A 13,141-nucleotide genomic window follows, 5' to 3' on the forward strand; every position below is an offset into this window, starting at 1 on the left:
ATTAAGCTCTCAATGAGGTAAGAGGTATTCCAGATTGCGATTTATCACCATTTTGGCATGCCAATGACAGGCATTTATCCCGCTGGCGAGGATCGTTACCGAAAAGCGTGATCGTTATGGGGTTTTGCCCTTCCCACGTCGCTTATGCGCCGGATGGTCTGTGTTAAACTGCAAACCATTACGTGGAAACAGGAATTTCGAATGGCAACAATGCTGGATGTCTCACTGCGTGCTGGCGTGTCGAAGGCCACCGTTTCGCGCGTGCTGAACGGCACAGGTCAGGTTAAAGAGAGCACGCGTCAGCAGGTATTTCGCGCGATGGAGGAGCTGGGCTATCGTCCGAACTTTCTCGCGCGTTCGCTGGCTAACCAGACCAGCAACAGCATTGGTCTTGTCGTCTCGACGTTCGACGGTTTTTACTTTGGTCGTTTGCTACAGCAGGCGTCACGGCAGACCGAAAAGCACGGAAAACAGCTGATTGTCACCGACGGTCACGACGCCCCTGAACAGGAAGAACAGGCGGTGCAGATGCTCGCCGACCGCAAGTGCGACGCCATCGTGCTGTACACGCGATACATGAGCGAAAAGACGATCCTGAAGCTGATCAACAGCGTGCAGACGCCGCTGGTGATCATTAACCGTGAAGTGAGCCAGGCGGCGGATCGCTGCGTCTTCTTTGAACAGCAGGACGCGGCCTTCAAAGCGGTGGATTACCTGATAAGCCAGGGTCATCGGGAGATCGCCTGTATCACCGTCCCGATCCACACCCCAACGGGTAAAGCGCGGCTGATGGGCTACCGTAAGGCGCTGGAGAAGCACGGTATTCGTCTCGACGAGCGGCGGATTAAATACGGCGATGCAGGCATGACGCGGGGTTACGAACTGTGCAAGGAGCTGATTGCGGAAAAGACATCGTTCAGCGCCCTGTTTGCCTGTAATGATGATATGGCCCTGGGCGCCTCCAAAGCATTACACCAGGCCGGGCTGAAGATCCCGCAGGATATTTCGCTGTTTGGTTTTGACGATGCCCCCAGCGCAAAGTGGCTGGAGCCTGCCCTGTCGTCGGTATATTTGCCGATCGACAACATGATCGTCACGGCAATCGACCAGGCGATCCGGCTGGCAAAAAACCAGCCGGTTGAAGCGATCCCGCCGTTCACCGGCACGCTGGTTTTACGCGATTCGGTGACAACAGGGCCGTGGTTTTATCAGACCAGCTCTAACGCCAGCAGCTCCTGAATGGTCTGGCGACGGCGAATCAGCCGCGCCACGCCGTTATCAAACAGCACTTCCGGCAGCAGCGGGCGGCTATTGTAGTTGGAAGACATAGACGCCCCGTACGCACCGGTATCATGCAGCACCAGATAATCTCCCGGTTTTACCTCTGGCAGCGAACGGGTTTCGACTTTCCCGCCTTCCTGCTGAGTAAAGACGTCACCGGATTCACACAGCGGGCCGGCAACAACGGTCTCGATGCGCGGCGCGTTGACCAGATCGCGGCCATCGGCGGCAAGCGCGGTAATGTGATGATAGCTGCCGTACATGGACGGGCGCATCAGGTCGTTGAAGCCAGCATCAATCAGCACAAAGTGACGGCTTCCCATCTCCTTCACGCTCCGCACCTGCGCCACCAGCACGCCAGCTTCGGCGACCAGGAAACGACCCGGCTCAATCTCCAGCTTCACCGCATGGCCCAGATGGGCAGCGATCCTGTCACGCGCGGCGCTCCACAGGCCGTAATAGTGATCCGTGTCGATCGCCTCTTCTCCTTCGCGGTAAGGGATCGAAAGCCCTCCCCCGGCGGAGATCGCCTCCAGATCCTGACCAAAATCGATAACCTGACGCACCATTGCGCCACAGACCTGCTCAAGATGGCCATAATCCACGCCGGACCCGATATGCATGTGAATGCCCACCAGCTTGAGGTTGTAGCGTTGTAAAACCTCCAGCGCCGCAGGCATATCGGCATACCAGATCCCGTGTTTACTGTTTTCGCCCCCGGTGTTGGTTTTCTGACTGTGGCCGTGACCAAAGCCCGGGTTGACGCGCAGCCAGACGCGATGGCCAGGAGAGACCTGCCCAAGCTGTTCCAGCATATCCACCGAACCAGCATTGACCGGGATTTGCAGCTCGTGCACGCGCGCCAGCGTGGCGTCGTCTATCAGGTCAGCGGTGAAGACGATCGCGTCGCTGTCGGCTTTCGGATCAAACCCGGCCGCCAGCGCACGTTCGATCTCACCCAGCGATACGGAGTCAACCTTCACGCCCTGCTCGCGCATCAGGCGCAGAATATGAATATTGGAGCAGGCCTTCTGCGCAAAACGCACCACGTCAAACTGATGCAGCGCGGCGATCTTCTCGCGGACAATCTGCGCATCGTAGACCCACACCGGACAGCCGAATTCGGCAGGCAGGCGCAGCAGGTTATCGGCGTTTAAATCGGTTTCGGTCTGGTTGAGCGGGCGTGGCATGGTCGTCTCCGGAAATCTGTTTTTTATCATTACGCCATAGCCTGAAGAGAATAAAAAATATCGTTTTATCGTGAGTCTATGCAAAAATGATATGGAACACGCTCAGCCATCAGGTGCCCTATGCCCGCCGTTAACCTACGCCATATCGAGATTTTTCATGCGGTGATGACCACCGGCAATCTCACTGAAGCCGCGCACATGCTGCACACCTCGCAGCCGACGGTCAGCCGCGAGCTGGCGCGTTTTGAGAAAGTGCTGGGGCTGAAGCTGTTTGAACGCACCCGCGGCAGGCTGCATCCAACGGTGCAGGGTTTACGTCTGTTTGAGGAGGTTCAGCGCTCCTGGTACGGGCTGGACAGGATCGTGAGCGCGGCAGAGAGCCTGAGGGAGTTCCGCCAGGGCGAACTGTCCATCGTCTGCCTGCCGGTCTTTTCCCAGTCATTCCTGCCGGTACTGTTACAGCCGTTTCTGGCCCGCTATCCGGAGGTCAGCCTGACCATCGTGCCGCAGGAGTCGCCGCTGCTGGAGGAGTGGCTTTCGGCCCAGCGCCACGATCTGGGTCTGACTGAAACCCTCGTCACGCCAGCGGGAACGGAACGCACGGAGCTGCTGTCGCTGGATGAGGTCTGCGTGCTGCCTGCCAGCCACCCGCTTGCCCACAAAACCGTGCTGACACCGGCGGATTTTCACGGTGAGAACTATATCAGCCTGTCGCAGACCGACAGCTACCGGCAGCTTCTGGATGGCCTGTTTGCCGAACATCAGGTGAAGCGGCGGATGGTGATGGAAACGCACAGTGCGGCGTCAATTTGCGCGATGGTGCGCGCGGGCGTGGGTATTTCGGTGGTGAACCCGCTCACGGCCATGGACTACGCCAGCAGCGGCGTGGTTCTGCGCCGTTTTAGCGTTTCCGTTCCCTTTACCGTGAGCCTGATCCGCCCGCTGCACCGGCCCGCCTCAGCGCTGGTTGATGCCTTTAGTGAACATCTGATTGCGCACGCGCGTCAGGTGGCGCTTCGCTTACCTGACCTGCAAAAACCTTTATGACAGCATAAACTCCACCGCATCCGCGGCATGGATGGCGGCGGTATCGAAGACCGGTATCGGGCTTCGGTCTGCAGGCACCAGCAGACCGATTTCGGTACAGCCGAAGATGACCCCTTCCGCTCCCTGCTGCGCCAGTTTCTCTATCACGCTGACGTACCAGGCGCGCGAAGCTTCGCTGAAGGTGCCCAGACACAGCTCATCAAAAATAATCTGGTTAATGTGCGCCCGGTCAGCCTCCTCCGGGAGCAGGCTTTCAATCCCGAACTGGCTGCTCAGCCGCCCGCGGTAAAAATCCTGTTCCATGGTGTAGCGCGTCCCCAGCAGCGCCACGCGCGTCATGCCGGCGGTACGTATGGCACGCCCGGTGGCATCCGCGATATGTAAGAACGGCAGCGAACAGCGGTCTTCAATGTGCGACGCCACCTTATGCATGGTGTTGGTACACAGCAGAATACCCTGCGCGCCCGCACGCTCCAGCCCGAGCGCGGCGTCCGCCAGTATCTGCCCCGCTTTGTCCCACTCCCCGCTCGACTGGCAGGCTTCTATTTCATGGAAATCCACGCTGTGCAGCAGCAGGCTGGCCGAATGCAGACCGCCCATACGCTGTTTAACGCCTTCATTAATCAGGCGGTAGTACGGGATCGTTGATTCCCAGCTCATGCCCCCTAACAGACCGAGCGTTTTCATCTTTCCTCCTGTGCGTTTCACCCAGTGAAGCAAACTTGTGATCGCCTTTCCAGTTATTTGGCTAAACGTTTCCTTTTCTCGGCGGGTGAGATAAGTTAATTGAAACAATGTTTCATTACATAACAGGGCGAAAATATGTTTATTTTCCATAAAGAGACCACGCTTGAGGATCTGGGCAACGGCGTGACGCGTCGTATTCTGGCGCACGACGGCAGGATGATGGCGGTGGAAGTGAATTTCGAGGAAGGCGCGATTGGCCCGATGCATAACCACCCGCATGAGCAACTCACCTACGTTCTCTCGGGGGAATTTGAGTTCACCATTGGCGAGGAGAAGCATGTGGTGACCGCGGGCGACACCCTCTATAAAGCGCCGCACGTGATGCACGGCTGCGTTTGCCTGAAACCCGGCACCCTGCTGGATACCTTTACGCCGGTACGCGAAGATTTCCTGAAATAAAAAAAGGCGCTCAGTTGAGCGCCTTTTTTGATGTTATTCCGTTACCGGCTCAGGAAGTTGTTCCGGCAGCGGGTTGCGGGTGCTCATAGCCTCGCGCAGCAGCACGCTGCCACAGGCGAACAGTCCACCCAGAATACACGCCAGCAGCACGATGAGGGCTTTGCCCGGGCCATCTTTTTTCACCGGCATAGAAGGTGAAAGCTGGTATTTGAACGGCTCCAGGCTCACATCTTCGAAGGAGAGTTTTTGCAGCTGTGCCAGATAGTATTCGCGGTTCTGGAAATCGGCGTTCAGCTCAGAAACGTCCTTGAGATTTTTTTCAATCTGCAATTTCTGCGCAATCCCGTCCGCACCGAGGGCGACGGAATAATCCGGATCGTCTTTCACCGCCTGTCCATTGCTGTAAACCGGCTTTTTGATCCCAGCCGCGTTCGCCACTTCCAGCGAGTAGTTCAGGCGTTGCAGGTTGGTATTGTGGATATTGGTCAGACGGACCCGATCCAACTCCAGCTGCTGCTGAACCGTTTTGGTTCTCAGGATCAGCTGATCGCGAATGTTTTGCATGGTCTCCTGCTCGACGATGCGGGAGATGTACTGAATGTAACCATTCAACACTTTCTGCGCATCCTCTGCCGTTGGGGCTGTGAAGCTTAACGTCCAGGAGAGGTATGGTGCTTTATCGGCATTTTTTTCCTGCGTGTTATCAACAGCCTTCATCTTTTCGGCAATATTGACCACCGCGCGGTGCAGCTCCAGCGGGTCAACCTCAGCGCCATCGAGCTGAGCCATCACGTAAGGTGAGCTCTTCATGTACTCTTCAAGCAGAGACTGGGACTGAAACTTTTTGATAAACAGATTAAACACATCCGCACGGGTAATTTTCACGTCGACATCAAGCACCTGGAGCGCCACCATCATCTGGCGCAGCGAACTCCACTGCGTCTGTTCCGCGGGCGTAATGACCGCTTTACTGGTCCATTTTTGCGGTATCAGAAAGGCGATTGCCAGGCCGACCAGTGCAAATGCAAAGACAATGGTGATGATGCGTTTTTTTGCTGCCAGCAGGACGTCCAGCAGACCCAGAAGATCTATTTCTTTAGCGCTGACCGCCGGGGGAGCATAGTGAGGAAAATTGAGATCCGTATGTTTTTTGAAATCCATCGCTGACATAACTGTTCTTCTTTTAAGGATGCAGTGAAATTCTGCCTGACTGGTTCCGGTGTAACAAATCATACAAGAATGTAAGAATTATCTGAATGACGAATTGGTACATCTGTAGACCTGCTATCAGATCTGGTAGTTAGCCACGCTGCGTGACTATTGTTATTCCTGCTCCCCTTTTGCTTCATTATCTCTTCCTCATGGGCCGCGGCGAACGTCCGTGGAAAGTCAAAAATGCCACCTCCCTCACTATATTGAAACAGCGTTTCGACGCTGATCACATTTCCACCATTAAGCGAATGACGCAGAAATAAATCGCAATAATATAAAATAAAACGATGTTTTAGTATCCAAGAACACCGGTTCAGCTCTTTTGAAACCCGAAGCGCTTACACCACGACGAAAGACAAAAAAGCGTTAAAAAACAAACGTAGGTTTTGCCGTTGCCAGACGTTGCACCCTGAATTTCAGCTCCCATGCCGCGCATCGCAGGCCTGGGAAAATGTAACAAAGCAGATTTCGTATTAAACCATTGATTGCCAGGTAGGTATGTATGAATGAAAACAAGCTGCTGGGGCTCGCATGGATATCACCCTATATCATCGGGCTGATACTCTTTACGGCATTCCCCTTCGTCTCATCGTTTTTCCTCAGCTTTACGGATTACGATTTGATGAGTCCGCCGGTGTTTAACGGCATCGAAAACTATCGCTACATGTTTACCGAAGACACGCTCTTCTGGAAATCCATGGGCGTGACCTTTGCCTATGTATTTTTAACCATCCCGCTAAAGCTCGCCTTTGCATTAGGAATTGCCTTTGTCCTGAACTTTAAATTACGCGGCATCGGCTTTTTCCGAACGGCCTACTATATTCCGTCGATCCTCGGCAGCTCCGTCGCCATTGCCGTATTGTGGCGCGCCTTATTTGCCATCGATGGCCTGCTGAACAGCTTTATCGGCGTTTTTGGCTTTGATCCGGTGAACTGGCTGGGCGAGCCGTCGCTGGCGCTGATGTCCGTTACCCTGCTGCGCGTCTGGCAGTTCGGTTCCGCGATGGTCATCTTCCTGGCCGCGCTGCAAAACGTACCGCAGTCCCAGTATGAAGCGGCAATGATCGATGGCGCATCGAAATGGCAGATGTTCATGAAGGTGACCGTGCCACTGATTACGCCGGTGATCTTCTTCAACTTCATCATGCAGACCACGCAGGCGTTCCAGGAATTTACCGGGCCGTACGTGATTACCGGCGGCGGGCCAACCTATTCGACCTATCTGTTCTCGCTCTACATCTACGACACCGCCTTTAAGTATTTCGATATGGGCTATGGCGCGGCGCTGGCGTGGATCCTGTTCCTGGTGGTGGCCGTCTTCGCCGGTATCGCCTTTAAGTCGTCGAAATACTGGGTGTTCTACTCCGCCGATAAAGGAGGCAAAAATGGCTGATATTCAACAACTCTCCACGGCAAGAAGCGTCGCCGAACGCGAAGTGGCCCGCACGCTGCGCAGAGAGAAAATCAACGCCTCCGTTCGCTATGTGATTCTGCTGGTTGTCGGCCTGCTGATGCTTTACCCGCTGGTGTGGATGTTCTCCGCGTCGTTCAAACCGAACCACGAGATCTTCACCACATTGAGCCTGTGGCCTGCCCACGCCACCTGGGATGGTTTCGTAAACGGCTGGAAAACCGGCACCGAGTACAACTTCGGCCATTACATGCTGAACACCTTTAAGTATGTGATCCCGAAAGTGATCCTGACCATTATCTCCTCCACCATCGTGGCGTACGGCTTTGCCCGCTTCGAGATCCCGTGGAAGAAGTTCTGGTTCGCCACGCTCATCACCACCATGCTGCTGCCCAGCACCGTGCTGCTGATCCCGCAGTACCTGATGTTCCGTGAAATGGGCATGCTCAACAGCTATATGCCGCTGTACCTGCCGCTGGCCTTCGCCACTCAGGGGTTCTTCGTCTTCATGCTGATCCAGTTCCTGCGCGGCGTCCCGCGTGACATGGAAGAGGCGGCGCAGATTGACGGCTGTAACTCCATTCAGGTGCTGTGGTACGTGGTAGTGCCGATCCTGAAACCGGCCATTATCTCCGTCGCCCTGTTCCAGTTCATGTGGTCCATGAACGACTTTATCGGGCCGCTGATTTACGTCTACAGCGTGGATAAATACCCCATCGCACTGGCGCTGAAAATGTCCATCGATGTCACCGAAGGCGCGCCGTGGAACGAAATTCTGGCAATGGCGAGCATCTCCATTCTGCCATCCATCATTGTCTTCTTCCTGGCACAGCGCTACTTCGTACAGGGCGTCACCAGCAGCGGAATTAAAGGTTAAGAGGGAAATACCATGGCTGAAGTTATTTTCAACAAGCTGGAAAAGGTCTACTCCAACGGCTTTAAAGCGGTACACGCTATCGATCTTAAAATTGCTGAAGGGGAATTCATGGTGATCGTCGGCCCATCCGGCTGCGCCAAATCCACGACCCTGCGCATGCTGGCGGGGCTCGAAACCATCAGCGGCGGCGAGGTGCGCATTGGCGACAAGATCGTGAACAACCTCGCGCCGAAAGAGCGCGGCATTGCAATGGTGTTCCAGAACTATGCCCTCTATCCGCACATGACGGTGCGCGAGAATCTGGCCTTTGGTCTCAAGCTGAGCAAACTGCCGAAAGATCAGATTGAGTCTCAGGTGAATGAAGCTGCCAAAATTCTTGAACTGGAAGAGCTGCTCGACCGCCTGCCGCGCCAGCTTTCCGGCGGCCAGGCGCAGCGCGTGGCGGTAGGCCGTGCGATTGTGAAAAAACCGGATGTATTCCTGTTCGATGAGCCGCTTTCAAACCTCGACGCCAAACTGCGCGCTTCGATGCGTATTCGTATTTCCGACCTGCACAAGCAGCTGAAGAAATCCGGAAAACCGGCGACCACCGTTTACGTGACACACGACCAGACCGAAGCGATGACCATGGGCGACCGCATCTGCGTGATGAAGCTCGGCCATATCATGCAGGTGGATACGCCGGACAACCTCTACCACAAGCCGAGGAACATGTTCGTGGCGGGCTTTATCGGCGCGCCGGAGATGAATATACGTAAAAGCGTGCTGGTCGAAAAAGCGGGCCAGCTGCACATCGCCATTGGCGATGAAACCATGCCGCTGAACGCGGAGAAGCAGGAGAAAGTCGCGGCCTACGCGGGTCAGGAGATTTACTACGGCGTGCGTCCGGAATTTGTGTCGCTCTCTGATGAGCCCTTCCCGAACGGCGGCTGTAGCGGGGAGATGGTGCGCGTTGAGAACATGGGCCACGAATTCTTTGTGTACCTGAAGGTCGCGGACTACGAACTGACCGCCCGAATCCCGTCCGATGAAGCTAAACCAATGATTGATAAGGGGCTTCATCGTAAGGTGTATTTCACGTTTGAGATGAACAAGTGTCATATTTTTGACGCAAAAACTGAACAGAACCTCTCTCTCTGATGGAGTGATAAAAATGAAAAAAGTGCTTTTAAGCGCAGCAATCTCCGCGACCCTGGGTCTTACCGCTTTGCCATCGATGGCGCAGAATGTGGATTTACGGATGTCCTGGTGGGGCGGCAACGGCCGTCACCAGGTCACCCTGAAAGCGCTGGAAGAGTTCCATAAGCAGAACCCGGACATCAACGTGAAAGCGGAATACACCGGCTGGGATGGTCACCTCTCCCGTCTGACCACCCAGATTGCGGGCGGCACCGAGCCGGACGTAATGCAGACGAACTGGAACTGGCTGCCGATCTTCTCGAAAACCGGTGACGGCTTCTACGATCTGAACAAGATGAAGGACGTGATTGACCTGTCGCAGTTCGATCCCAAAGAGCTGCAAACCACCACCGTGGACGGCAAGCTGAACGGCATTCCGATCTCGGTGACGGCGCGCGTGTTCTACTTCAATGACGAAACCTGGAAAAAAGCGGGTATTGCGTACCCGAAAACCTGGGACGAGCTGATGGCGGCCGGTAAAACCTTCGAGAGCAAGCTCGGCAAGCAATACTATCCGGTGATCCTGGAGCATCAGGATACGCTGGCGCTGCTGAATTCGTACATGATCCAGAAGTACAACATTCCTGCGGTGGATGAGAAAACCAAAAAGTTCAGCTACACAAAGGAACAGTGGGTAGAGTTTTTCCAGACCTACAAAAAGCTGATCGACAGCCACGTCATGCCGGACACCAAATACTATGCCTCGTTCGGTAAGAGCAACATGTATGAAATGAAGCCGTGGATCCAGGGTGAATGGGGCGGCACCTACATGTGGAACTCCACCATCAACAAATATTCCGACAACCTGAAGCCACCGGCGAAACTGGAGCTGGGCAACTACCCAATGCTGCCGGGCGCCACCGACGCAGGTCTGTTCTTCAAACCGGCGCAGATGCTGTCGATTGGTAAGACGACCAAAAACCCGGAGGCGGCAGCGAAGCTGATTAATTTCCTGCTCAACAGCAAAGAAGGGGTCGATACGCTGGGTCTTGAGCGTGGCGTACCGCTGAGCAAAGTAGCGGTGCAGTATCTGACCGAAGACGGCACCATTAAAGAGGACGATCCTTCCGTGGCAGGCCTGCGTCTGGCGCAGTCGCTGCCGGCGAAACTCACCGTCTCGCCATACTTTGACGACCCACAGATTGTGGCGCAGTTCGGTACTTCTTTGCAGTATATCGACTACGGGCAGAAAACCGTGGAAGAGACGGCCGCTGACTTCCAGCGTCAGGCGGAGCGTATTTTGAGACGTGCGATGCGGTAAAAACAAAGCCGGGTGGCGCTTCGCTTACCCGGCAATGACATTACACGCCGATATTACGTAGTTTCTCCCCTTTCATCAGCTTGCGTTCAATATGCTCCAGGGTCACGCCTTTGGTTTCCGGGATCAGCCAGAATGTCACGCCGATAAACGCCACGTTCAGCACCGTATAGAGCCAGAAGGTGCCTGCCGCGCCAATCGCATCCAGCAGCGTCAGGAAGGTCGCGCCAATGATCATATTCGACACCCAGTTGGTGGTGGTGGAACAGGTGATACCAAAGTCGCGGCATTTCAGCGGCTGAATTTCAGAGCACAGGATCCACACCACCGGTGCGGCGCTCATCGCGTAACCGGCGATGCACATCATGGTCATGCCAACGGAGAGCCAGGAGAGGCCGCTTGACGCCGTGCCGTTATCGAACTGCATCAGGCAGTAACCAAGGATCAAGGTGCCGAGCGCCATTACGCTAAAGCCAATTTTCAGGGCCGGTTTACGTCCGGCCTTATCGACGGTGAACACCGCGATAAAGGTGGCGAACATAAAGGTCAGCCCCACCACCAGCGTGGCGATCATCTGCTGTTCGGTGGTGGTAAAACCAGCCATTTTAAAGATGCGTGGGGCGTAATACATGATGATGTTCATCCCCGTGAACTGCTGCATCGCCTGTAACAGCATGCCGAGGAACACCGCGCGGCGCACGTTGCGGTTCGCCTTAAACAGGGACCAGCCGCCCTGCTTCAGCTTCAGGCTTTCGCGGATTTCGTTCAGCTCTTCACGCGCTTTTTCAGACGTGTCGCGCAGCATGCGCAGCACCTCTTCCGCCTCCACGTGACGCCCTTTTTGCGCCAGCCAGCGCGGGCTGTTCGGCAGGAAAATGACTAACACAATCAGCAGCACCGCAGGCAGCGCCAGCACGCCAAGCATTGCCCGCCAGTTGCCGCTGTAGCTGAAGTACGTATCCGACAGGAACGCCAGCACGATACCGAGCGTCACCATCAGCTGGTACATGCTGATCATCTTCCCGCGCACGTTTTCGCTCGCCATTTCGGAGAGGTAAAGCGGCGCGGTGTAGGACGCGATACCTACCGCCACGCCCAGCAGCACGCGGGAAAGCAGCAACACTTCAACGTTGGTGGCAAACGCCGAACCAAGAGAGCCAGCAACAAACAGGATCGCCCCGACCATCAGGCTGTATTTGCGCCCGAGACGGAACGACAGCCAGCCGTTAAACAGTGCGCCGATGGCCGCACCCAGCATCATGCTGCTCACCACCCACTCTTGCAGGCGGTTGCTTAACGTAAAGTGGTCGGTAATAAAGGGCAGTGCGCCCGCGATAACGCCGATATCCAGACCAAACAGTAAACCGGCTACGGCGGCCGCAACAGAAACAAACTGGTTCATGCGTCGGGTATCGCGCAGCGCAGCGGGCATAATGGTAGAGTCATTTACAGATGTCATAGTTTCCTGCCTCAACAGCGAAATTCGTTAAGTGAAATTACGAGATACCGGAAGAAAGTGTCAGGCCGGAAATGGTGAAGATATGGATTATTTCGCTACGACACACCGATCTGTGATGGACATTACAGTTTCAAATCAGGATGGTTTAACCTTATTTTTGATTAATTAGTTAATATTTAAGCAATAAATGTGTGACACCCGTCATTCATTCCATTTCAGTATGGATTTTTCATCTTTAAGGATATGGATAAAGCCAATTTTGGCGCAAAAAAAACCTCTACCCGAGGGCAGAGGTTCTTTATTCGGGCTGACTTAACGTGCCAGCCAGCCGCCGTCTACGGCAACGGTGTAGCCGTTAATGTAGTCCGAAGCCGGGGACGCCAGGAATACAACCGGGCCCATCAGATCGCTCGGCAGACCCCAGCGACCCGCTGGAATACGCTCCAGGATTGCCGCGCTGCGCTCTTCATCCGCACGCAGCTGCTGGGTATTGTTGGTGGCCATGTAGCCCGGCGCAATCGCGTTGACGTTGATGTTGTGCTGCGCCCACTCGTTCGCCAGCAGACGGGTCACGCCCATCACGGCACTCTTCGATGCGGTGTAAGACGGCACGCGGATGCCGCCCTGGAAAGAGAGCATGGAGGCAATATTAATGATCTTGCCACCTTTCCCCTGAGCAATGAAGTGCTTCGCAGCCGCCTGGGACATAAAGAACACGCTCTTGATGTTCAGATTCATCACGTCGTCCCAGTCCGTTTCGCTGAAGTTAATCGCGTCTTCACGACGGATCAGGCCGGCGTTGTTGACCAGAATATCGATATGCCCAAACTCCGCCACCGCGCGATCCAGCAGCTCAGGGATCGCATCGATTTTGCGCAGGTCCGCGGTCAGGCTCAGGAAACGGCGGCCCAGCGCGGTGACGCGCTCGATGGTTTCCGTTGGCTCAACGATGTTAATCCCGACGATATCGCAGCCCGCTTCCGCCAGACCTAACGCCATACCCTGCCCCAGCCCGGTGTCACAACCGGAAACCACAGCCACTTTACCTTGCAGAGAAAATGCATCCAGAATCATGTTTGTT

General features: G+C 55.2%; 12 protein-coding genes. 7 read left to right on the plus strand and 5 right to left on the minus strand.

Annotated features, from left to right (window positions below; all coding sequences use genetic code 11):
* The first annotated feature begins 201 nt into the window (after window positions 1-201).
* Window positions 202-1,239 (plus strand): LacI family DNA-binding transcriptional regulator, encoded by a 1,038-nt coding sequence (locus SK53_RS12730; protein WP_023314776.1) that lies wholly within the window; start codon window positions 202-204, stop codon window positions 1,237-1,239.
* On the opposite strand, the gene lysA is transcribed toward SK53_RS12730, so the two are convergent.
* On the minus strand, window positions 1,209-2,471 hold the full coding sequence (gene lysA, locus SK53_RS12735) for a diaminopimelate decarboxylase (protein ID WP_003862815.1): 1,263 nt from the start codon (window positions 2,469-2,471) through the stop codon (window positions 1,209-1,211). The genes SK53_RS12730 and lysA overlap by 31 nt on opposite strands.
* A 120-nt stretch (window positions 2,472-2,591) precedes the next feature.
* Between lysA and SK53_RS12740 the strand changes: the two genes are divergently transcribed.
* Entirely contained in the window at window positions 2,592-3,518 is a 927-nt protein-coding gene (locus SK53_RS12740; RefSeq protein ID WP_023295367.1) for a LysR family transcriptional regulator, read from the plus strand.
* Here SK53_RS12740 and SK53_RS12745 read toward each other — a convergent pair.
* Complete coding sequence (locus SK53_RS12745; RefSeq protein WP_048209559.1) at window positions 3,513-4,205, minus strand: aspartate/glutamate racemase; 693 nt, start codon at window positions 4,203-4,205, stop codon at window positions 3,513-3,515. The genes SK53_RS12740 and SK53_RS12745 overlap by 6 nt on opposite strands.
* A 135-nt stretch (window positions 4,206-4,340) precedes the next feature.
* Between SK53_RS12745 and SK53_RS12750 the strand changes: the two genes are divergently transcribed.
* A complete protein-coding gene (locus SK53_RS12750) occupies window positions 4,341-4,664 on the plus strand; it encodes a cupin domain-containing protein (protein WP_003862821.1) in 324 nt (107 codons plus the stop codon).
* A gap of 33 nt (window positions 4,665-4,697) precedes the next feature.
* On the opposite strand, the gene wzz(fepE) is transcribed toward SK53_RS12750, so the two are convergent.
* Window positions 4,698-5,834 carry an LPS O-antigen length regulator Wzz(fepE) gene (wzz(fepE), locus tag SK53_RS12755; protein WP_023314779.1) on the minus strand — a complete coding sequence of 379 codons (1,137 nt, stop codon included), beginning with the start codon at window positions 5,832-5,834 and terminating at the stop codon, window positions 4,698-4,700.
* Window positions 5,835-6,378: 544 nt separating this feature from the next.
* On the opposite strand from wzz(fepE), the gene SK53_RS12760 reads away from it, so the two are divergent.
* The 4 genes from SK53_RS12760 to SK53_RS12775 are packed head-to-tail and all read left to right on the plus strand — an operon-like array spanning window position 6,379 to window position 10,604.
* Window positions 6,379-7,269 (plus strand): carbohydrate ABC transporter permease, encoded by an 891-nt coding sequence (locus SK53_RS12760; RefSeq protein ID WP_003862825.1) that lies wholly within the window; start codon window positions 6,379-6,381, stop codon window positions 7,267-7,269.
* Complete coding sequence (locus SK53_RS12765; RefSeq protein WP_003862827.1) at window positions 7,262-8,164, plus strand: carbohydrate ABC transporter permease; 903 nt, start codon at window positions 7,262-7,264, stop codon at window positions 8,162-8,164. Before SK53_RS12760 ends, SK53_RS12765 begins: the two co-directional genes overlap by 8 nt.
* Window positions 8,165-8,176: 12 nt before the next feature.
* On the plus strand, window positions 8,177-9,304 hold the full coding sequence (locus SK53_RS12770; RefSeq protein WP_045332840.1) for an ABC transporter ATP-binding protein: 1,128 nt from the start codon (window positions 8,177-8,179) through the stop codon (window positions 9,302-9,304).
* Window positions 9,305-9,317: 13 nt separating this feature from the next.
* Window positions 9,318-10,604 (plus strand): ABC transporter substrate-binding protein, encoded by a 1,287-nt coding sequence (locus SK53_RS12775; protein ID WP_003862832.1) that lies wholly within the window; start codon window positions 9,318-9,320, stop codon window positions 10,602-10,604.
* Window positions 10,605-10,644: 40 nt separating this feature from the next.
* Here SK53_RS12775 and SK53_RS12780 read toward each other — a convergent pair whose 3' ends face one another.
* Both SK53_RS12780 and kduD read right to left on the minus strand, forming a co-directional pair.
* On the minus strand, window positions 10,645-12,060 hold the full coding sequence (locus tag SK53_RS12780; protein ID WP_045895010.1) for an arabinose-proton symporter AraE: 1,416 nt from the start codon (window positions 12,058-12,060) through the stop codon (window positions 10,645-10,647).
* Between the two features lie 312 nt (window positions 12,061-12,372).
* A complete protein-coding gene (gene kduD / locus SK53_RS12785) occupies window positions 12,373-13,134 on the minus strand; it encodes a 2-dehydro-3-deoxy-D-gluconate 5-dehydrogenase KduD (protein WP_003862835.1) in 762 nt (253 codons plus the stop codon).
* Window positions 13,135-13,141: the final 7 nt, after the last annotated feature.

It is taken from the genome of Enterobacter sp. MGH119 (assembly GCF_001037675.1).
GTDB classification, from domain to species: Bacteria; Pseudomonadota; Gammaproteobacteria; order Enterobacterales; family Enterobacteriaceae; genus Enterobacter; species Enterobacter hormaechei_C.

Coding starts and splice junctions, on each gene's coding strand:
- SK53_RS12730 (WP_023314776.1), top strand. CDS start 202: ATGGCAACAATGCTGGATGTCTCACTGCGTGCTGGCGTGTCGAAGGCC.
- lysA (WP_003862815.1), bottom strand. CDS start 2,471: ATGCCACGCCCGCTCAACCAGACCGAAACCGATTTAAACGCCGATAAC.
- SK53_RS12740 (WP_023295367.1), top strand. CDS start 2,592: ATGCCCGCCGTTAACCTACGCCATATCGAGATTTTTCATGCGGTGATG.
- SK53_RS12745 (WP_048209559.1), bottom strand. CDS start 4,205: ATGAAAACGCTCGGTCTGTTAGGGGGCATGAGCTGGGAATCAACGATC.
- SK53_RS12750 (WP_003862821.1), top strand. CDS start 4,341: ATGTTTATTTTCCATAAAGAGACCACGCTTGAGGATCTGGGCAACGGC.
- SK53_RS12760 (WP_003862825.1), top strand. CDS start 6,379: ATGAATGAAAACAAGCTGCTGGGGCTCGCATGGATATCACCCTATATC.
- SK53_RS12765 (WP_003862827.1), top strand. CDS start 7,262: ATGGCTGATATTCAACAACTCTCCACGGCAAGAAGCGTCGCCGAACGC.
- SK53_RS12770 (WP_045332840.1), top strand. CDS start 8,177: ATGGCTGAAGTTATTTTCAACAAGCTGGAAAAGGTCTACTCCAACGGC.
- SK53_RS12775 (WP_003862832.1), top strand. CDS start 9,318: ATGAAAAAAGTGCTTTTAAGCGCAGCAATCTCCGCGACCCTGGGTCTT.
- SK53_RS12780 (WP_045895010.1), bottom strand. CDS start 12,060: ATGACATCTGTAAATGACTCTACCATTATGCCCGCTGCGCTGCGCGAT.
- kduD (WP_003862835.1), bottom strand. CDS start 13,134: ATGATTCTGGATGCATTTTCTCTGCAAGGTAAAGTGGCTGTGGTTTCC.